Raw genomic sequence first — 22015 nt, forward strand, 5'->3', positions numbered from 1 at the left:
TTCTCGCTGCGTTTACTTACAGTGATTCTGTTGCGGTGGGAGCAGGGGGATGGCTATGGATATTCATTACAGCCAGAATCTTTGCAAACCCCACAATTGGACGAGAAGAAATTAAGTGTAAGTGCAAACAAATACAATTCAAAAAACAAGTAAAGCCTGGTGTCCTAACAAGTTGCTGTGTGTTTTTGATGTGGCAGCGATCGTCGCGTTAATTTCAATTAAATGACATAGAAAAACGGGAAAAGTGCGGCAGATGTGGATTTTTATTGCTAAATTTGCACGCAATAAATTTTTAAATAAGGTACCTAAATATGTCATCATTTGTTGCAGATAAAATTATGATGGACGGTCTTACCTTCGATGACGTCCTGTTAGTTCCCGCTTATTCTGAAGTTTTGCCCAAGGAGGTTCAGTTGAAAACCAAATTCTCTCGTCACATCGAGATGAACGCTCCTTTCGTGTCGGCCGCCATGGATACCGTCACCGAGTCGGCCATGGCCATCGCTATCGCACGCGAGGGAGGCATCGGCGTGATACACAAGAACATGTCGATTGAGGAACAGGCACACCAGGTGGCTATCGTGAAGCGTGCCGAGAACGGCATGATTTACGACCCAGTGACCATCCGTCGCGGCAAGACCGTGCGGGATGCGCTGGAAATGATGCGCAGCTATCACATCGGAGGTGTTCCGGTTGTTGATGACGACGGGCATCTGGTTGGCATCGTGACCAACCGTGACTTGCGTTTTGAGCGCCGGTTGGACAAGGCCATCGACGAGGTGATGACACATGAAAACCTGGTGACCACGCATGCCAGGACCGACTTGGCTGCGGCTGCACAAATCTTGCAGGAACATAAAATAGAGAAGTTGCCGGTGGTGGATGCCAACAACAAGTTGGTGGGACTCATCACTTACAAGGACATTACCAAGGCCAAGGACAAACCCATGGCTTGCAAAGACGAGAAAGGCAGGCTGCGCGTGGCTGCCGGCGTGGGCGTGACTGCTGACACCATGGCGCGTTTGGAGGCATTGGTGTCGGCAGGTGCCGATGCCGTGGTTATTGATACGGCTCATGGTCATTCAAAGGGAGTGATAGAAAAACTGCGCGAGGCTAAGGCTGCCTTCCCCGACATCGACATTGTTGTGGGTAACGTGGCTACGGGTGCCGCGGCCAAGATGCTGGTGGACAATGGCGCTGATGCCGTGAAGGTGGGTATCGGGCCTGGCTCAATCTGCACTACTCGTGTAGTGGCCGGAGTGGGTGTTCCGCAGTTGTCGGCCGTTTACGACGTATTCTCCGCGCTGAAAGGCACGGACGTTCCGTTGATTGCCGACGGCGGACTGCGCTATTCGGGCGACGTGGTGAAGGCTTTGGCTGCCGGCGGCAGCTCGGTGATGGTTGGGTCGTTGGTGGCAGGTACCGAGGAAAGTCCTGGCGAGACCATCATCTTCAACGGTCGTAAGTTCAAGAGCTACCGCGGCATGGGCAGTCTGGAGGCGATGGAGCAGAAGAACGGATCGAAAGACCGCTATTTCCAATCAGACACCACGGACGTCAAGAAGCTGGTGCCGGAAGGCATCGCCGGCCGTGTGCCTTACAAGGGAACCGTTCAGGAGGTGATTTACCAGTTGATGGGTGGCCTGCGTTCCGGCATGGGTTATTGCGGGGCGGCAACCATAGAGGAATTGCATGATGCGAAGTTTGTGCGCATCACCAACGCAGGCGTTTTGGAAAGTCATCCGCACGACATCTCCATCACCAGTGAGGCTCCCAACTACAGCCGGCCGGAGTAAACGATTTGGCGGGAGTTCCCGGTGAAGACAGATTAGCATCGAGACATGAGAAAAATGAAAAAGCTTTTAACGATCATGCTCTGCTGTAGCAGCATGGCTCTGGCACAGCAGACCGATCCTGTCGTGATGACCATCAACGGTCAGCCCATCACGCGTTCGGAATTTGAATATTCTTATAACAAGAACAATGCGGAAGGCGTAATCGACAAGAAGACCGTTGACGAATATGTGGACTTGTTCATCAACTACAAGTTGAAGGTGATGGCCGCCCAAACTGCCAAAATGGATACGGCTCGCTCGTTCAAGACCGAGTTTGCTACCTATCGTGACCAGCAAATCAGGCCAGCCATGATTACGGATGCCGACGTAGAGCAGCGCGCTCGTGAGATTTACAGAGAAGCCCAGCAGCGTGTTGACGGTGTGGGCGGACTGGTAAAACCGGCACACATTTTGTTTGGTATTCGCCAGACCGATGGTGAGGACAAGAAGAACCAGGCGAAGCAGCGAGCTGATTCGGTTTACAATGCCCTGTTGAAGGGTGCCGACTTTGCCACGCTTGCCAAGCGTCTGTCTGACGACAAGGGCTCGGCTGAGCAGGGTGGCGAACTGCCATGGATAGAGAAAGGGCAGACGCTGAAAGAGTTTGAAGACATGGCTTTCTCCCTACGCAAGGGTGAGCTTAGCAAACCTTTTCTCTCTCCCGCCGGCTATCACATTGTGTTGATGAAAGACAAAGGCAAATTCTTCCCATACGATTCGTTGCGAACCAGCATTTTGCGGTTCATCGAGCAGCGGGGCATTCGCGAGCAAATCATCTCGCAAAAGATAGAAACCTTAGCCAAGGCTGCCGGACCTAACGTGACTGCGGACGAGGTGCTGGCCAAGAAGTGCGCTGAAATGGTGGCGAAAGATTCAAACTTGAAATATCTCATTCAGGAGTATCACGATGGCCTTTTGCTCTTTGAAATCAGCAGTAAAGAAGTTTGGGCCAAGGCGCAGAGCGATGAAAGGGGCCAGGCTGACTATTTTAAGAAAAACAAGAAAAAGTATAAGTGGGAGCAACCCAGATTCAAAGGCATCGCCTACTATACAAAAGATAAAAAAGATGTAAAGGCTGTGCGGAAGGTAGTGAAACAACTGCCGTTTGACCAATGGACGGAAAAACTGCGCAGCACATTCAATAACGACAGCATCTTGCGCGTTAAGGTAGAGAAGGGTATCTTCAAGGCAGGTGACAATTCGCTGGTAGACAGGAATGTCTTTGGGAAGAAAGTGCCGCTGAAGCCCGAGAAAAATTTTCCTTACGCCGCCACCTACGGCAGAAGACTGAAGGCCCCGAAGGACTATCGGGACGTAAAAGCACAAGTGGTCGCTGACTATCAAGATGAACTGGAGAAGCAATGGGTGGAGAGGCTTCGTAAACAATATGCCGTGACCGTGAACCGCAGCGTGCTCGCCACGGTGAACAAGCATTGAGGTTCGGCGGTGCGTAAACAGACAAAACAAGAAACATGAATAAGACTTTTAACGTGGGCTGTGCCCTTCTGGCACTCACGGTCGTGCTGGGAATCAGTGCCCGGCCGCATGGCTCTGCTGCCGTTCATCCTGTGGCCGACTCTACGAATGTGGAGCGGCGTGCCCCTGAATCGAGTGTCATTGACGAGGTGATTTGGGTGGTTGGTGATGAACCCATCTTGAAGTCGGATGTGGAGATGTCGCGGTTGCAGGCTGAGGCCGAGGGCGTAAAGTTCAAGGGGAATCCCGACTTCGCCATACCGGAGCAGATCGCCGTTCAGAAACTGTTCCTGCATCAGGCTGAATTGGACTCTGTCAAGGTGCAGGAATCACAGGTGTCCGCAGGCATTGAACGGCAAATCAATCGTTGGATAGAGATGGCAGGCGGTTCGGTGGAGCGGCTGGAACAGTATCGCGGGCAATCCATTGCGCAGATGCGGGCACAGTTGCGCGATGATTTCCGCAATAATTTGCTCGTGCAGCGCATGCAGGAAAAATTAGTGGAGGATGTGAAAGTGACTCCCTCTGACGTGCGTGCCTATTTCAAGAACCTGCCTGAAGACAGTATCCCCTTTGTGCCAACAGAGGTGGAAGTAGAGATTATCACCCGTACGCCACGAATCTTACCTGAGGAAATCAATCGGGTGAAGGACGAATTGCGTAACTATACCGAGCGTGTAACCAAGGGTGAAACCACCTTTGCCACGTTGGCTCGTCTTTATTCAGAAGACCCAGGTTCTGCTCGCCAGGGAGGTGAAATGGATTACACAGGGCGTGGCATGCTCGACCCGGCATTCGCCAACGTGGCCTTCAACCTGACGGATCCGAAAAAGATTTCAAAGATTGTAGAGACGGAGTTTGGTTTTCACATCATTCAGCTGGTTGACAAGCGTGGTGATAAAATCAAGGTTCGCCACATCTTAATCAAGCCGAAGGTTACCGATGAAGAGGTGAACAAAACGCTAACGCGACTTGACTCCATTGCAACGCAGCTCCGCAAAGACAGCTTTTATATAAAAGGTGAGAAATTGTCTTTTGGTGACGTAGCAACCTTCATTTCGGATGACAAAGACACCCGTAACAACAGAGGGTTGATGGCTTTTGTGGATCCGATGACCGGAAGTCTGTCTTCAAGATTCCAGATGAAAGATCTGCCTACGGAAGTGGCTCGAGTAGTGGAAGGTATGAAGGTGGGCGATGTGTCTAAGCCTTTTAGAATGATTAACAAGCGCGGCAAGACCGTTTGCGCCTTTGTCCGACTGCGCAATCGTATCGATGGACACCGTGCCACGATAACGGAAGACTATCAGGTAATGCAGAACATCGTGTTGGCCAAGGAGCGACAAGACTTTATCCACAATTGGGTGGTCAATAAGATTAAGAAAACGTATGTGCGGATGAAAGACCGCTACAAGTCGGGTGAATACGAATACGAAGGTTGGGTTAGATGATTAATCGAACAGGTAAATTATTTTCAAAGGGCGGGCATAGAATCAGGTTCATCGTGAGTCTATGCCTGTTTGGACTTTGTATGGCGCAGGTCCTTCCTGCTCAGCGCAACAAGAGAAAGACGCAAAAGAAAGACCGCGTAGAACTCTTGCATGCGGATGAGTTGCGCTATGACCTGTATGGACCCAATCCCGAGGCGCAGATACTCAAGGGGCATGTGTCGTTTAGACATCAAGGTGCCAGGCTGACCTGTGACAGTGCTTACTTCTATGAGGCCGACAACTCCATGCAGGCTTTCGGACATGTACGTTTCCGACAAGGCGACACCCTCTCACTGACAGCCGACCGAGCTGATTATGATGGACAGGAACAAGTGATGCGGGCCAGGAAGAATGTGGTGCTGAAACACCGCCGACAAATCTTGCGTACCGACAGTCTGGACTATGACCGACTGTACAAGAATGCTTATTTCTTTGAGGGTGGAACACTGATAGATGGGAAGGACCGACTGGTTTCCGACTGGGGTGAATATAACACTGAGACCCGACAAGCTGTGTTTTACTATAATGTGAAACTCAAGAGCCCTGAACGGGTTGTCACCACAGATACGCTGCATTATGACACCAAGAAATCAATTGCCCATGTGCTGGGGCCATCCAAGATAACCACCAAGTCGAGTGTGGTGGAAACCAAAGATGCATTTTTCCACACCAAGAGCGATCAGGCGCAGCTGTATGGCAGGTCCACCATTGTGGATGGAGAGAAAACCATTACGGGTGACAGTCTGTTCTATGACAGTCGTACGGGCGACAGTCATGGCCACGGCAACGTGGTGTTCGTTGATAAGAAAAACAAAAACTCACTAATGGCCAACTATCTTCAGTACAATGAAAAGACGGGGAAAGGCGTGGCCACCGACAGTGCATTGGTCATCGACTATTCGCAAAAGGACACTTTGTACATGCATGGTGATACGTTGAAGTTGTTTACCTTTCATATCAACACCGACTCCATGTATCGCAAAGTGCATGCATATCATAAGGTGAGGGTGTACCGAAAAGACCTTCAGGCGGTATGCGACTCGTTGGTGTTCAGTACGGAGGACTCGTGCATGACCATGTATCAAGATCCCATCATCTGGAACAACAATCGTCAGCTTCTGGGAGAGCAGATTCATTTGTATATGAACGATAGTACCATTCGTGAGGCGCACGTCATTGGGCAGGCATTGTCGATAGAACAGGCTGACCAAAAAGATCATTACAATCAATTGTCATCAAAAGAAATGCACGCTTACTTCACCGATGGTAACATCAGGAAGACGGTCGCAGTGAGCAATGTGCTGTCGGTATTCTACCCCCTTGATGACAAGGACAGCTCATTGGTGATGATGAATTATCTGGAAACAGATACGATGAAAATGTATTTTGCCGACCACCGACAGCTCGAGAGGATATGGACACCCAAGGCGGTGGGCACCTCTTATCCGATGTCACAGATACCAGCCAATAAGGAACGCTTGCCCGACTTTGCCTGGTTTGCAGACATCAGACCGAAGGATAAGGATGATGTCTTCCGTTGGCGAGGGAAAGAAGGAGGCAACAAACTGAAGTATGTGCCACGACAGCAAGCTCCGCTGCAACGATTGAATCGAAAGAAAGGAGCAACGCCATGAGTTTCTTTCAGCAACCAAAGCCGCGTGGCTTTCAGCATCAGTATCTCTATGTGGACGAACGAAAAGAACGTCTGAAGGCGATGGAACGCCGGGCTAAGGCTGCATTGGGTCAACAAGAGAAGCAACCTTATGATGCTGAAGCGCAGTTGAAGGGGACTATCAGACGCTCTTCCCATCATGCCCACCGAAGGAAATCTCTTTCGATTGCCACCGTGTTGCTGCAAGCACTGTTCGTTGTGTTGCTGGCATTTGTTGTGTTGTGGTTGCTCATCCAACTGAAGCGGCTGCCCGTATAGAAAACAATAAAAGGAGAAAGAACCAGGAGAATGAAGGACGTTATACAACTTTTACCCGACATCGTAGCCAATCAGATAGCCGCTGGTGAAGTGATTCAGCGCCCCGCAAGTGTTATCAAAGAGCTTGTGGAGAATGCCGTTGATGCCGACGCCAAGGAAATCAACGTCCTTGTTGAGGACGCTGGACGGACCTCCATCCAAGTGATTGATGACGGAAAAGGTATGTCTGACACAGATGCCCGTTTGTCATTTGAGCGTCATGCCACGTCCAAAATCCGCAATGCCGACGATTTGTTCGCCTTGCAAACCATGGGCTTTCGCGGTGAAGCCCTGGCATCCATCGCCGCAGTGGCGCAAATAGAATTGAAGACGCGTCGGGAAGAAGATGAGTTGGGTACTCATTTGTCTATCGCCGGGTCCAAATTTATGGGGCAAGAACCTTGTTCATGTCCGGTAGGGAGTAATTTTATGGTCGCCAATTTGTTCTATAACGTCCCAGCTCGTCGCCGTTTCCTCAAATCAAATACCACAGAACTCAACCACATCATCTCGGCTTTCGAACGCATTGCCTTGGTCAACCCACAGTTGGCCTTTACCTTGTACAGCAATGGGTCGGAACTATTTAACCTCCGTCCAGGAGGATTGAAACAGAGAATCGTTGACATTTTTGGCAAGCGCATCAATCAAGACCTGCTGCCATTGGGCGTGGAGACGTCGATGTGTAAACTGAGTGGTTTTGTCGGCAAGCCAGAATCATCCAAGAAAAAAGGAGCGCATCAGTATCTCTTCGTCAACAACCGCTACATGCGGCATCCTTATTTCCACAAGGCCGTGATGAACGCCTTCGAGCGATTGGTGCCGCAAGGCGAGCAGGTACCTTATTTTATTTACTTTGAGGTGAAGGCGCAGGATATCGATGTCAACATCCATCCCACCAAGACTGAAATCAAGTTTGAGAACGAACAGGCCATCTTCCAAATCCTGTTTGCGGCAGTCAGAGAGGCGGTAGGACTTTTCAATGATGTGCCATCAATCGAGTTTGACACCCAGGGTCAGCCCGATATTCCCGTCTATACGCCAGGAAACGATGGTGCAGCGGTGCCAAAAGTGAACTACAATCCGCAATACAATCCGTTTAAAGGGGTTGAACCCGCATCAAAGCCATCAACAGACCATTGGGAACAGCTCTACGACAGCATCAGTCAGCCGACCGCCATACCCAATGTTTTTGATCAGTCTGCTAATGAAGGGGCAGGCAGCGACGATGAACTGGTAGAAGACAAATCTCCCATACATTATCAATATAAGGGTCAGTACATCATGACGGCCGTCAAGTCGGGATTGATGATGATAGACCAGCACCGCGCACACGTCAGGGTGTTGTACGAACGATATTTGCAGCAAATCAAAAATCAGAAAGCCTATCCGCAGAAAATGCTGTTCCCCGAGTTGATTGAATTTTCTCCATCCGAAGCGATGAACTTTGCCAAGCTCATGCCGGAATTTGTCGCCATGGGCTTCGAGTTTACCGCCATGGGCAACCATGATTATGCCATTCAGGCCGTCCCATCGGGGATTGAAGGACTGGATGCCGTCCAACTGATACGCGATATGCTGGTGTCTGCCAAAGAGAAAGATTCCAGTGCGATAGAAGAAGTGCATCGGGCTTTGGCTTTGAGTTTGGCACGAAATGCAGCCTTGCCAGCAGGACAAGTGCTGAATAATGACGAAATGGAAAACCTTGTCAATAGTCTGTTCAGGTGTCAAAATGTAAATTATACGCCTGATGGTAAATCTATCTTACAGATTCTCCAACAGTCTGAAATAGAGCGCTTGTTCGATTCATAAAGGCCTAAAATAGACTTGAATTATTAAAAAAGCTGTTTTTCCCCATCAAAAAGGTTGATTTATGGGAGAAAAGTGATTATATTTAATTTTTATTATTATCTTTGTCCACGATTAGCACTATATGCTATCTTGTTTAAGATGATTTTTTGATTGTTTAATAAATAAAGGTTATGAGAAAATTTTTAATCGTTTTGGCATTTGCCGGCGTTTCTATGTGCTCAATGGCACAAGAAGCAGACCCTACGTTGAAGCATAGCGTAGCAACCAACTCTTTCTGGAGTAACTGGTTTATCCAGGTAGGTGGTGAGTGGAATGCTTGGTATTCAAGCGAAGAACATGGAAATGGTTTGGCCAGAAGTCCATTCAAAGATTTCCGTTCAAGCCCCGCTGCATCAATAGCCGTAGGTAAGTGGTTTACACCGGGCCTCGGTCTCCGCACAAAGTTGCAGGGTGTTTGGGGTAAGACTGTTTATGCTGACAAGGCTGGAAAGCCAGTAGGACATGATAACAAGTATTGGATTTTGAACGAGCATGCATTGTTCAACTTGAGCAACATGCTTTGTGGTTACAATCCAAATCGTGTTTGGAACTTCATTCCATTTGCAGGTGCTGGCTTTGGTCGCACGATGACACACGACTTGTATGCTATGGACTTGAGCGTTGGTATCTTGAATACATTCCGTTTGGGTCAACACGTAGCTCTTCACTTAGAGGCAGGTTGGAACCGTTTGGAAACAGATATCGATGGTGGTACCGAAAAGACAATTGGTACTCGTGGATGGGATTCACACGACAACAACTTCTATGGCGAGCTTGGCTTGACCTTCAACTTGGGTAAGGCTTCATGGGATCGCGTACCTGATGTTGATGCCATCAAGGCTTTGTCACAGTCACAGATTGACGCGCTCAATGCACAGCTCAATGACGCTAATGCTGAGAACGCTCGCTTGAAGGACATGTTGGCTAACCAGAAGCCAGCTGAAACTCCAGCTGTTAAGGAGTTTGTTACAACCCCTGTATCTGTATTCTTCAACATCAACAAGACAAACATCGCTTCTCAGAAGGATCTCGTAAACGTACAGGCTGTTGCTAAGTATGCTAAGGAGAACAACTCTCGCTTGATGGTTAACGGTTATGCTGACAGTGCAACTGGCAAGCCCAAGTACAACCAGTGGTTGTCAGAAGAGCGTGCCAAGACAGTTGCTAACGAGCTTGTTAAGATGGGCGTAAGCCGCGACAACATCTCTACCAAGGGTAACGGTGGTGTTGATGAGCTTTCTCCAATCTCATTCAACCGTCGTGCTACTGTTCAGGTTGCTGAGTAATTTAGAAGAATCTTATCTCATATAAGATATTATATCATGAGAGAGGTGTTTCACGAGGTGGAACGCCTCTCTTTATTTTTGTTAAGTAGTAAGTTTTCCGTCTCAAGATGGTTGCGTTATGTCTTTCCTACAGCTTCTCATTTAATAAAGAGTTGTTCGCTGAAAAAACAGCACCATCCTTCATCTTTACAGCGAATTGAACGAATGAAACAACCTTTGCGAAATTGTGTTGAAATATTCCAGAATGATTGATAGCACAATCCATGTATGTTAATAAACCTTTCGTTTGTTAAATTCGTTCATAAAATCTTACAAAATAAAATCGCAAAATAGAAAGATTAGATGTTGTTTTTAGACGTTCAAAACCTTATATTCATCATTTAGTGTCTAATTCCAATGGGGTAAGTCGGCTATTACCATGCCTTTGTCGTCCAACTTGTATGCTTTTTCCTTCTAATTTGCATCCTATAGAAGGCTTTTATAAGCACAAAGAAGGATTTTTTGTTCCAAACACATTCCTTTTTGATTGTCGTTTAAGTAGAAAAAACCTATAAAGCATTAGTAATCAACTTGATGGAAGACTTTGCGTATTATTCGCATATTTTCAGCACATGACATCGTTTGTTGAAAAAACTATCAGCATTTGTGTTAAAATGATGATGAAACAGAACGTATTTTGTAAATGTTCCGTTCCGTTTGAGCAATAAAACGAAAAGCACTATTCTTACATGAAGGAGTTGTAGTACTTTTCCTTATTTTTTAGAAAAAAAACAATTTATTTTTTTCTCTTTTTCACTTAATTTATCTATCTTTGCCACTGTAAAATAAAACTTTAATAATCCAGACGCAGATACTTAAATGAGAAGCTGTCATCATTATTCTTGCAAACGCCTGAGAATCAGCATCTTACCCCCCCCCCTAAGTATGTGGTAAGAAAAATTCCTTTACCTGTATTATATAATCATGTAATCATGAATTTATGTAGGAGTTTTATCATGACCCTACAGCTTGAAAGATGAGTCAATGTCTGTTTGGCTTCGTCTACCTTCTTCTATTTTTAAGAAACAATTTATTCACCTTTAATAACAATATGATGAAATTATGTAAATTTTCATTCCTGATGATGTCGTGTGTGATGGCAACGGCATTCGTGGCAGGTTGTAGTTCTTCAGACACAGTTGAGGGTACCCTTGGGCGGGCCTATGATCCCTCACAGCCTGTGAAGCTGTTGTCTTTCTATCCTGACTCCGGAAAATATCTTGAAAAGGTCATCTTGAAAGGTTCAAATCTGGGGAACGACCCCAAAGCCATCAAGGTTTATTTCAACTCTCGCAAAGCAGCTGTTGTGGGTTCAACGGGAGAGAATGTGTACGTTTTGGCCCCGCGTCTGCCGGGTGACACCTGTGTCATCTCCGTTGTTGTGGGAAAAGACTCACTGGTTTACCCCAAAACATTCAGGTACCATAAGTCAGTTACCGTTAGTACCATAGCGGGGAATGGTAATAAAGACGAGGTGGTGGTAGGGCCGCTCGAAGAAACGTCCATCCAGCCCTATTATGTGTGTGTAGATAAAGACAACAATATATTCTGCGTTAGTCGCAATGGCGGGACAGATAAAAGTTGGGCCATTACTCGCATAGACGAGGAGAAGAACGAGATGGTGATGCTAATTCCACCAAAAATTGTAGGCAATGTACCCTGTGCTGACCCAAACACTGGTATCATTACGATGCCTACCGAGACAACGCCAGGCTCGTTTGTCTCCATGAATCCTATGGAGTTTTGGGCACCGCGAAACCGAGAAATGAGATTCCCCGAAGGCTATCCCATTCCCGAATATGGGTGGAAACACTGTATGGTTGTCAATCCTTCTGACAGTGCCATCTACACAAGATTTTATTATGGTGATTTGGTGAAAATTCACCCAAGCACTTATGAGTTGACACCTATACACAAGACTCCACAAGGAGATAGTTATGGGTTAACCTTTAATCCGCTGCATCCAAACATCCTGTATATCTCTTTCTGGGACAACGCAGGTGACTTGGCCAATAGTATCTGTACGGTAGACGTGACTGATCCCGAGCGAACTTTCCGCCGCGTGTCAAGTAGTAACACTTCTGGAGGCCACCGTGACGGCAAATTGGAGAATGCACAATTCTTGCGTCCTGCTCAGATCTTCTGTGATAAAGATGGAAATATCTATGTTGCCGACAGCGGTAACCACTGCATCAGGCGCATCACACCCGACAATATGGTAGAAACCGTGCTTGGCATGCCAGGATCGGCGGGATGGAAAGATGGTACCAAGGATGATGCCTTGTTTAACGAGCCTCGTGGTATTGGTATCAGTCAGGACGGTTCGGTCTATGTGGCCGATTACGGGAATGCACGAATTAGAAAACTCACCATTAATTAACCTTGAATCGTATGAAAAGATATTTAGTTGCAATCTTTGCCATGATGGTGGTTGTGCAGTCTATGTTGGGACAGGCACAGCAATTTACAATGGAAGGAGTAGTGTCGGATAATAGTGGACCTCTACCGGGGGTAACCATCACTATTTCTGACAAAGCGACAACAGGCGTAGTCTCTGACATAGATGGAAAATTCTCCATCAAAGCTGTTCGCGGTGACAAACTTGTGTTCAGTTATGTTGGAATGAAGAAAATAGAATATTTGGTTACGGAAGAAAAGCGTGACCTGAAAATCAAGTTTGTTGAGGAAGAAAGCAAGTTGGATGAGGTTGTTGTCACTGCTTTGGGTACGCAGCGCAAGATATCCTCGCTGGCTGCTGTCACCAGTGTAGACGTCAGTGAGTTGCAAACGCCAACCACCTCGGTAGCCAATCTTTTAGGCGGACGTGTTGCCGGTGTTATTTCAACGCTGGGAAGTGGTGAGCCGGGTAAGAACATCGCCGACTTCTGGATTCGTGGAATGGGAACTTTCGGTGCCAATGCCAGTGCATTGGTCTTGATTGATGGTTTGGAAGGTGACATCAACTCACTCGACCCTGCCGATATCGAGAGTTTCTCAGTTTTGAAAGATGCTTCTGCCACTGCGGTTTATGGTGTTCGTGGTGCCAATGGTGTCATCTTGGTAACAACCAAGCGTGGTGAGGCTGACAAAATAAGAATCACGGGCCGCGCGTCGGTGTCATTGTCACATTTGAAACGTATGCCCAAGTATGCACGTGCTTACGATTATGCTACGTTGGCAAATGAGGCAAGAGCCATGCGTGGTGAAACACCGCTTTATTCACCAGTGGAGTTGGACATCATCCGCGACCACACCGATCAAGATATTTATCCTGACGTTGACTGGCAAGACCAGATTGTTAAGAATAATTCGTGGAGACAGAGCTACTATGTTAGTGCGCAAGGTGGAGCCAAGGTTGCGAGATATTTCGTGAGTCTTGGTATGAACAAGGAAGATGCCGCATACAAGACGCAAAAGAACAATCCTTACAGTTCAAACGTGGGTTATAACACGTATACCTATCGTGCCAACTTGGATATCAATCTCACTCCAACCACTAAGGTATATTTTGGTACAGACGGTTTCTTGTCTGTGCACAACGAGCCAGGCATTGCCTCTACCGATTATATCTGGACAGCCCAAGCTCAGATTAACCCATTGCGCTTGCCTGTTTTGTACTCCAACGGACAGTCACCAGCCGTAGGACCGGGAGCCGAGATGTCACCGTTCGTCATGATCAACCAGCTGGGAAAGCGCAAGTCGGAGAAGAATACCAACAAGGTTACTTTGGCACTCGAGCAGGACTTGTCGATGATTACCCCAGGTCTGAAGGTCAGGGCTCAGGGAGCTTACGATAACTATAGTTGGTTTTGGGAACACCGATATGTGCATCCACCGTTGTATGAGGCCGTAGGAAGGTCACAGAACGGAGAATTGGTTACTGCTCTGCGGGTGGCTGAAAGGAATTCGCTTTATTGGCAAAATACCGATCGCTATCGCAAATACCATTTTGAAACCACTTTGAACTATGACCGTGTGTTTGGTGATGATCACCGTGTGTCGGGTTTGATCTACTACTATATGAGTGACGAGAAGAAGGCCAGTGATGGCACGTCCAACATGAACGCCATCCCTCTTCGGTATCAGGGAATCTCAAGCCGTCTGACGTATGGTTTCCGTGATACTTATATGGTTGACTTGAACTTCGGTTACACGGGTTCTGAAAACTTTCAGCCTGGTCGCCGATTTGGCTTCTTCCCTTCTGTAGCTGTGGGATGGATACCTACCAATTATAAATTTGTGAACAAGATGTTGCCGTTCTTGGACTTCTTAAAACTAAGAGCTTCATACGGTACTGTGGGCAACGACCGAATCAGTAAACGTCGTTTCCCTTATCTCACTTTGGTTAGCCGAGATAATGTTTATCCCTTCGAGTCGCCTGTTGCTGTCGAGAGCTTGCGTGAAACCTATATTGGTGCCGACAACCTGAGATGGGAAAAGGCCATAAAGATGAATCTTGGCGTGGAAGGTAAGTTGTTCAAGGAGAAAGTATCGTTCACGGTTGATTTCTTCCATGACACGCGTGATGGTATTTTCAAACCGCGTGTGCAGATTCCTGCCTTCGTCGGCTTGGTGTCAGAAACCTATAGCAACGTGGGAAAGATGGTGAGCTTTGGTGCAGATGGTAATGCATCATTCCGTCATGATTTCAGTAAAAGTATGTCGCTCACCGTGCGAGGCAATTTCACTTATTCCAAAAACGATGTGTTGAACTGGGAAGAAGAACCGCACATCTATCCTTATCAGGATGCCAATGGCTATCCACTCGGCACTATACGCGGTCTTCAAGCAGTTGGTCTGTTCAAAGATCAACACGACATCGAGACCAGCCCCATCCAGACATTTGGCGCTGTGAAGCCTGGTGACATCAAGTATAAGGATATCAACGGCGATGGAGTTATCAATGCCGATGATAGGGTGCCTATTGCCTATCCCTTCAATCCTCCTACGTTAATGTATGGTTTTGGTGGAGAGTTCAGATATAAAAATTTCTCGTTAGGTGTTCTTTTAAAAGGGACCGGACGTACTGATTACTTCAAGGAAGGCTCAGGCTATGTTCCGTTTGCCAACGGTAGGATGGGCAATGTGCTGACGCAGGCATTGGATCCTGCCAACCGATGGATTTCGAAAAAGTATGCACAAGATAATGGTATTGACCTGAAGTATGCAGAAAATCCAAACGCCATGTATCCCCGCATGCAATACGGCAACAATGCGAACAACTCCCAAACCTCAGACTTCTGGTTGGGTGACGCACGTTATCTCCGTTTGCAGGAAGTAACATTGAATTACAACCTGAACAATAAATTCATCAAGAGCTTGGGCTTGTCGTCCATTGACGTCCAGTTGATTGGCAACAACCTATGTGTATGGGACAAGGTGAAGATCTTCGATCCCGAACAGGCGCATAAGAATGGGCGTGCCTATCCGTTGCCAGCCACTTACACCCTGCAGCTCTACATTCACTTATAAGCACCTTAAAGAACGCATAATATGAAAAGACAAAATAAAATGATTGCAACATTGTTGTTGGCATCATCCAGCTTGTTCACGTCGTGTGACTTCCTGGATGTGGATAATTACTTTACCGATGAAATCAAGATCGACTCGGTGTTTGCCAACAAACGTAATGTAGAAGCCTATCTGTGGGGCATCACAGCCGAAGAAAGGGACGAAGGCTCTTTGTTGCAGGACGCCGACTTCCCTGGCCCGTTGGCCACAGACGAGGCCTTTACCATGTACGCTACACGCCATGGCTATAATGGTTTGCGCTTGGTGTTGGGAGAGATTAACGCTTCAAATCTCTACTCGTTCTGGGATCTTTGGAGAGGGTCGTACATCACTGTCCGCAAATGTAACACCTTATTACAAAGGGTAGATGAGGCAAGAGACCTCAAAACAACCGATCGTATGCGTATCGTCAGTTATGCCAAGTTTCTCCGAGCATACGCTTACTATAAACTCTTATTAGCCTATGGCCCATGCGTTATCGTGGGTGATGACATCCTTCCTTCCAACGAAGGATTGGAGAGTTACGACCGTCAGCGTTCAACCTACGACGAAACGGTTGATTATATTTGCAACGAATTAGAAGAAGCTGGCAAATACTTGCCACAAACACTTCCCATCATGGAGTTTGGGCGTCCTACTCAGGCAGCCGCTTATGGCTTGATTGCCCGTCTAAGACTTTATCAAGCCAGTCCAACTTATAATGGCGGTGCATCTGCACGTCGTTACTTTGGCTCCTGGAAACGCTCTACTGATGGCGCCTTCTATGTTTCTCAAACGTATGATGAAGGTCGTTGGGCCGTTGCAGCGGCAGCTGCTAAGCGGGTCATGGAACTGAAGAGTGGTGGTGCGCCTTTGTTTAGATTGCATACGGTTGAGGCCGATAGTGACACTCCGCCATTACCAGAGGGGGTAACCTCTGACCCTGACTATTACAAGTCTTGGCCGGATGGTGCTGCTGGAATCGATCACTTTAAATCCTATTCGGAAATGTTCACCGGCGAGTCTGTTTTAGCAAGCAACCCAGAGTGGGTGTGGGCACGCAATAGTCAGACCTTAACGGATAATACTCGAATGTCGTTCCCCCTGAAGCAGAGCGGTTGGAACGGATATGGCATCACACAGAAAATCATAGATGCTTATTCGATGGTTGATGGTCGTTCTATCGATCATTCATCAACAGCTTATCCTTATTCAGAAGAAGGTTTTACAACGTCGCAGAAGACATTCTCCGGTTATCGACTGAATTCTGGCGTGTATAACATGTATGTCAACCGCGAGATGCGCTTCTATGCCTCGATTGGCTTCAGCGAGTGTTGGTGGCCCATGTCTTCGGCTACTTCATCGGGCGATTACAACAAGACCATTACTTATTACTTTGACGCACCGAACGGCAAGCAGAATAGTGCCACCGACTTTACGCCAACGGGATATGTGTTGAAGAAGTTCATCCATCCGAATGATGCGTGGGGTGGAACCAATGCCCGTCGTATGGCTAAGGCTTATCCTATTATTCGTTTGGCTGACGTTCTCTTGATGTATACCGAGGCATTGAACCATCTAACCACTAGCCATACTGTCAAGCTGGGCGACCATGAGTACACGGTTTCTCGTGATGTTGAAGAAATGCGTAAAGCCTTTAATCAGGTGCGCCACCGTGCTGGTATCCCCGGAGCTTCGGCAGATGAATTGGCCAGCGTAGAAACCATGCAGAAGCTGATTGTCAAAGAGCGAATGGTGGAATTGCTTTGTGAAGGCTGGCGTTACTTTGATGTACGCCGTTGGGGAACCTATGAGGAGAGTGAGAGCGAACCCATCATGGGCATGAATGTGGATGGTACCAAGGAAACGTTCTATTCACGAGTCATTCCTAATACCTCCCGCATAGGTGAACGTATTGTCAACAAAAAGTTGGTGTATTTGCCTTTGCCAATCCAGGAAGTGAGAAAGGTGAAGTCACTTGACCAAAACCCAGGTTGGGAGAAATGATGAGTCAAACATTTAAACAAGCATATCTATGAAAATAAAATATATAATGATGGCTGTCGCGTTGACTGCATTGACTTCATGCGACGACTATGAAGTTTTTGAGCGCGAGCAGTACAAGAATGTGTTTGCATTCATCTGCAATTCTGAGAACGTCAACACCAAGATGGTGCATCTCGACCGGGATGAAACCATGGGGTATGTTGCCTTCTCGGTTGGCGGGTCCAAACCGCTTGACAGGGACGTGACCGTGAACGTGGTTGAAGACCGAGGCTTGATTGATGCTTACAACAGGAACAATTTCGACTTGAACGTAGGTAAGTACGCCAAGCCTTTGCCAGCACGTTTCTATAACATCTCGTCATTGAAGTGTGTGCTGAAGGCAGGAAGCATCAAGGGTGAGATGCCTATCTCCATCCATCCAGAAGGATTGTCGCCAGACACTACGTATTTCATTCCATTACGGGTAGAAAGCTATGATGCCTGCGAGTTGAATCCGCAGAAGAGTTTCATCCTGTACCATGTTATGATGAAGAACAAGTGGGCCAAGAGTGATGGGTCTACCGTTTATACCATGCGAGGCAAGCGAAAAAATGCTGCTGGTGGCACGGAAATATCTTTGCCTGGCACAAAAATTGTCACACCGTTGAGTAAGAACTCCGTGCGAGTCATGGTTGGCAATGAAACTTATTCGTCTTCCAAGGAGGCTTTTGAACGGGCGGCAATGGTTCTTGAAATCGCAGACGATGGAGCCGTTACCATCAAGCCTTACCGTGACTTGGCTATCCAGCAGCTTGATGGTGATGCTGAGTTCTCCAATAAGTTTTACTATGAGAACGACGGGTATAACACCTATAAGACTTTCTTGCTTCACTATAGGTACACCATAGGTCCAGCATCGTATGAAATGAAAGAAGAACTCCGTTTGCAGTACAGCAAGGATACGGAGGAGGAAGAAGACAAACTTTAAACTTTAATATCCAGACACTATGAATAAATATTTTGATAAACTCATGCCACTCGCATTGCTATTCTTTTTCATGTTCACCTCTTGTCATGAGTATGAAGAGAAGGATGTAAAGGCAGAGATCTATGTCAATCACAAGTCTTTAAATATGTTTGTGGGAGATGAGATGCAGCTTATCGTTAGTCCAGCAAACTTAGGTGACTATCGCTGGATTTCATTGGACGAAAATGTCGCCACAGTGAACAACGGAAAGGTTACTGCCATGAACAGCGGAAATACGGATGTGGTAGTCACTTGCGGTGATGCCGAGTTCAGGGTAGAAGTCAATGTGATGGACAAAATTCCATTGAAAGACATTAAACTCAGTTATACTCGATTGGAACTGGTGCCCGGCGGCTCTCGTGCAGTCCTTTTAGAAACTGTTCCCTACAATGCCAATGATGTCGATATCGCAGACAGCAGATGGTGGTCAGACAATGAGGATGTAGCTCGCGCTTCCGAGTCGGGCGTGGTAACAGGAATCAATGAAGGCGTGACAACCATTCATTATCGTCACGGAACAATTGTGAAAGACGTTGCGGTGGTTGTTTCATACAGCTTCCCATTCCTTGGCCCGCATATTCTTTCAGCTGATGCGCCCTTGCTCTTGCCCTTTGCACATTTTGATATCGGTGGTGAAGGTTATGCTTTCCATGATGTTGATGATTCGCGTACCAACGACACTTATCGTGCCAATAATGGGGATCCCAATAGCTCGAGAGTGGATATTGAAGGTGGAAAGAGCGTTGGTTATACCGCTGCGGGCGAGTGGCTTCTCTATACCCTTGAAGTAAAGGATGCCGGAACCTACACGCTTGCCTTCGAGGCAGCTGCACCTAATGATCAAAAAGGGCGGTGTAAATTCGAATTGGATGGGGTTGACCTCTTCGGACCTATCATAATTACCGGCAGTGGTGGTTGGGGAAACTTCACATGGCGTCCTACAGATGCGCCATTGACAATGAAGTTGACCAGTGGCCACCATAAGCTCAAGTTCATCATTGAGAATCCCGGATTTAACATCAGGAACATGAAATTTACACGAACTGAATAAGGAGAGTTCTCCATCATCTTCCAGGCACTTTCAATAGTAAGCACTATAGAAAGTGCCTTTTTTTATCTACCTTTGCACAAGATAGGCATTGCCTCAACAAAACAAATAAGCTTTCTTTGTCATTATAAATAGAAAGAATTATGGTTAACGGTTTGTCCTCCCTACGTTACTGGTTCAAGCGGAGCATGGTTTTCATGCGTCGTTTCACACATTCGCAGGGCTTTGGCATACAGTCGCCGTCGGCTTATCGCTTTGATAGAGAAGTCATCAATGCGCATCATCCTTATCATGCTTATGCTGATTTGAAGCATGCCTTCCCACATGAAGACCGTTTGACGCTGAAGCTGGCACGCCTGTACTTTCGCATTGCCAACGCGACGCAGGCCAGACGGTGGGCACTGTGTACACTCCAAAATGATGTTTACTGCGCCTATGTCCAGGCAGGATGCCGCACGACCATCCCCGTTGATGGCGATGAGGTAGGTGAGGTAGACAAGGTTGCGGCGGCAGACGTGCTGGTGATGACCATGGAGGATGACCGGTGGCCCATGTGTGAAGCCTTTGTCAGTAGCGCGCACGAGCGTTCGATGCTCATTGTTGAGGGAATCTACGCCTCTAAAAAGGCAAAAATGCGATGGAAAGAGCTGGTCAATGATGAACGCACCAGGGTGGCCTTTGATCTCTATGATTGTGGAATCATTTTTTTTGATCATACCAAATCAAAACAAGTCTATATCATCAATTTCTAAATGTCAGATGCAATGAAAATATATACAAAGACCGGCGACAAGGGGTCTACGGCGCTCATCGGCGGTGCCAGAGTGAAAAAAGATGACCTGCGCATTGAAACGTACGGAACGCTGGACGAACTCAATGCGCATCTTGGCGTGCTCGATACCTTGCTGACCGATGCTGCCGACAAGGCTTTTGTTCAGCGTATACAGTCCAACTTGTTCGTCATCAGCAGTTATCTGGCCTGCGATCCGCAGCATCCGGCTCAAGCCGATCGCTTTCGTTTACAGCCAGATGAGGTGAACGAGCTGGAACAAGAGATTGACAGGATGACGCAGGCCTTGCCACCTCAGAAAACATTTTTGTTGCCAGGAGGATGTCCTGCCAGCGCACAGGCTCATGTGTGCAGAACGGTGTGCCGACGTGCCGAGCGGCGCATGGTTTCGTTGAACGAAGCACATCCAATACAGTTGGAAATTCTCGCTTTTGTGAACCGACTGTCCGATTATTTGTTTGTCTTGGCCAGAAAAATCAACTTTAATGAGAATGTAATGGAAAAAAAGTGGGAACTTTCTTGGTGATTATAGAAAAATCATTATTTTTGCACGCAAAATGATTAACATCTAATTTTGATAAACTATGTATTGGACACTTGAACTTGCTTCTAAACTTGAAGATGCACCTTGGCCTGCAACGAAAGATGAGCTGATTGACTATGCCATCCGCTCCGGTGCTCCACTGGAAGTGCTGGAAAATTTGCAGGAAATAGAGGATGAGGGAGATGTTTATGACAGCATCGAAGATATTTGGCCCGATTATCCTACCAAAGAAGATTTCCTGTTTAACGAAGACGAATACTAAAGCCACGAGTCTGGCTGTTTTGTGAATGTAAATAAGGCTTTACCGAAAATGTAGAGACTTGAAGTACCCAAGGGCAGCAAACCTACTCTTGGGCTTTCTTTTTTCGGCAAGATGTGAGGCCATTCTGGTAGAACGAAGTATTCTAAAGCTGCGTAGAAAAATCCTCGGTTGATTTCATTCCAGTGGGCTTCAATAAGACGTATGCTTGGCCTTGCGAATGAATTTTTTCTTGACACCTTGTTTCTTCATATTTGGCGTGTAGATAACCAACCCACCTCGTAGGCGCAAATATGCCAAGCATGCGCAACTTTTGCATCTCGCTTATACACAGTTGCTTATGTGTTTCTGATATTGCTATGCAGTTTCATTTTCTCCATTTTACCCGCCAAAAGCAGGTGCTGACGACAGATATAGGGAAGCTTTTAACGCATAATAGCGTGTAGATAGCGGGTCAAAAGGATGCTTCTTGCTGGATAAACTCATTACTTTTGAATGGAATGTTGGTTTTTCTTGTCCAATCATCTCTCATTTGCATCCTCTTTGCCTATTGTTTTTTTCTTAGATTGAAGATTTTCAAGTGCCATTTTTAGGGCATTATTTGGTAAAAAATATCAACGAAAGACACTATCCGAGAACTCGCGAACTCATTAACTCATGAGCAACCTCAACTCTGACTGACAGTGCCGCGTATATTTTGCCACCATTGCATCAAAAAACTTGCAGAAATCATCTGCCATACATAATATTTCAGTAACTTTGTCCTCGGTGATCAAAGCGATTTTTGTTTGTAATTGTTTGTAAACAATACCTTAAAGGTACAACAAATTTTGCTAATCACCAATTTATAGACACTTATAATTCGTCGAACTCACGTTAATATAAAGTTCAGATGGAATAGAATGATGGAGCTCAACCATTTTTCTCA

Annotated in this window: 15 protein-coding genes and 1 pseudogene; 15 read left to right on the forward strand and 1 reads right to left on the reverse strand. The window is 46.8% G+C overall.

All coding sequences use genetic code 11. The annotated features are described in order from the left end of the window. The first annotated feature begins 311 nt into the window (after positions 1-311). From guaB to HMPREF1254_RS09035, 15 genes are all read left to right on the forward strand, one after another. Entirely contained in the window at positions 312-1796 is a 1485-nt protein-coding gene (gene guaB / locus HMPREF1254_RS08965; RefSeq protein WP_023058351.1) for an IMP dehydrogenase, read from the forward strand. Between the two features lie 45 nt (positions 1797-1841). Next, a complete protein-coding gene (locus HMPREF1254_RS08970; RefSeq protein WP_036891200.1) occupies positions 1842-3272 on the forward strand; it encodes a foldase protein PrsA in 1431 nt (476 codons plus the stop codon). A gap of 35 nt (positions 3273-3307) precedes the next feature. Beyond that, entirely contained in the window at positions 3308-4762 is a 1455-nt protein-coding gene (locus HMPREF1254_RS08975; RefSeq protein ID WP_023058362.1) for a peptidylprolyl isomerase, read from the forward strand. Beyond that, positions 4759-6435 carry an OstA-like protein gene (locus HMPREF1254_RS08980; protein ID WP_023058342.1) on the forward strand — a complete coding sequence of 559 codons (1677 nt, stop codon included), beginning with the start codon at positions 4759-4761 and terminating at the stop codon, positions 6433-6435. Before HMPREF1254_RS08975 ends, HMPREF1254_RS08980 begins: the two co-directional genes overlap by 4 nt. Further along, positions 6432-6731, forward strand: a complete 300-nt coding sequence (locus tag HMPREF1254_RS08985; RefSeq protein WP_023058355.1) for a hypothetical protein — start codon at positions 6432-6434, stop codon at positions 6729-6731. The genes HMPREF1254_RS08980 and HMPREF1254_RS08985 overlap by 4 nt, the downstream gene beginning before the upstream one ends. 30 nt (positions 6732-6761) lie before the next feature. Continuing rightward, positions 6762-8579 carry a DNA mismatch repair endonuclease MutL gene (mutL, locus tag HMPREF1254_RS08990; protein WP_023058327.1) on the forward strand — a complete coding sequence of 606 codons (1818 nt, stop codon included), beginning with the start codon at positions 6762-6764 and terminating at the stop codon, positions 8577-8579. A 170-nt stretch (positions 8580-8749) separates the two neighbouring features. Next, positions 8750-9904 (forward strand): OmpA family protein, encoded by a 1155-nt coding sequence (locus HMPREF1254_RS08995; RefSeq protein ID WP_023058353.1) that lies wholly within the window; start codon positions 8750-8752, stop codon positions 9902-9904. Between the two features lie 1090 nt (positions 9905-10994). After that, complete coding sequence (locus tag HMPREF1254_RS09000; RefSeq protein ID WP_231385843.1) at positions 10995-12323, forward strand: IPT/TIG domain-containing protein; 1329 nt, start codon at positions 10995-10997, stop codon at positions 12321-12323. Positions 12324-12334: 11 nt separating this feature from the next. Next, positions 12335-15415, forward strand: a complete 3081-nt coding sequence (locus HMPREF1254_RS09005; protein WP_081699063.1) for a SusC/RagA family TonB-linked outer membrane protein — start codon at positions 12335-12337, stop codon at positions 15413-15415. A 21-nt stretch (positions 15416-15436) separates the two neighbouring features. Then, entirely contained in the window at positions 15437-17440 is a 2004-nt protein-coding gene (locus tag HMPREF1254_RS09010) for a RagB/SusD family nutrient uptake outer membrane protein (RefSeq protein ID WP_023058334.1), read from the forward strand. Between the two features lie 28 nt (positions 17441-17468). Further along, a complete protein-coding gene (locus HMPREF1254_RS09015; RefSeq protein ID WP_023058352.1) occupies positions 17469-18407 on the forward strand; it encodes a BT_3044 domain-containing protein in 939 nt (312 codons plus the stop codon). Positions 18408-18426: 19 nt separating this feature from the next. Next, positions 18427-19497 (forward strand): Ig-like domain-containing protein, encoded by a 1071-nt coding sequence (locus tag HMPREF1254_RS09020; RefSeq protein ID WP_023058339.1) that lies wholly within the window; start codon positions 18427-18429, stop codon positions 19495-19497. A 140-nt stretch (positions 19498-19637) separates the two neighbouring features. Then, positions 19638-20246 carry a hypothetical protein gene (locus HMPREF1254_RS09025; RefSeq protein ID WP_155945453.1) on the forward strand — a complete coding sequence of 203 codons (609 nt, stop codon included), beginning with the start codon at positions 19638-19640 and terminating at the stop codon, positions 20244-20246. A gap of 12 nt (positions 20247-20258) precedes the next feature. Further along, entirely contained in the window at positions 20259-20810 is a 552-nt protein-coding gene (locus HMPREF1254_RS09030; RefSeq protein WP_036875175.1) for a cob(I)yrinic acid a,c-diamide adenosyltransferase, read from the forward strand. 58 nt (positions 20811-20868) lie between these two features. Continuing rightward, the gene (locus HMPREF1254_RS09035) at positions 20869-21090 is read left to right on the forward strand and encodes a DUF2795 domain-containing protein (RefSeq protein ID WP_004349202.1); all 222 of its coding nucleotides are present in this window, start codon (positions 20869-20871) and stop codon (positions 21088-21090) included. Positions 21091-21776: 686 nt separating this feature from the next. Here the strand turns inward: HMPREF1254_RS09035 and HMPREF1254_RS12520 are convergent. Next, positions 21777-21863, reverse strand: a pseudogene (locus HMPREF1254_RS12520) (transposase); the annotation flags it as partial. Positions 21864-22015: the final 152 nt, after the last annotated feature.

This window comes from Prevotella sp. BV3P1 (assembly GCF_000479005.1).
Classification (GTDB): domain Bacteria; phylum Bacteroidota; class Bacteroidia; order Bacteroidales; family Bacteroidaceae; genus Prevotella.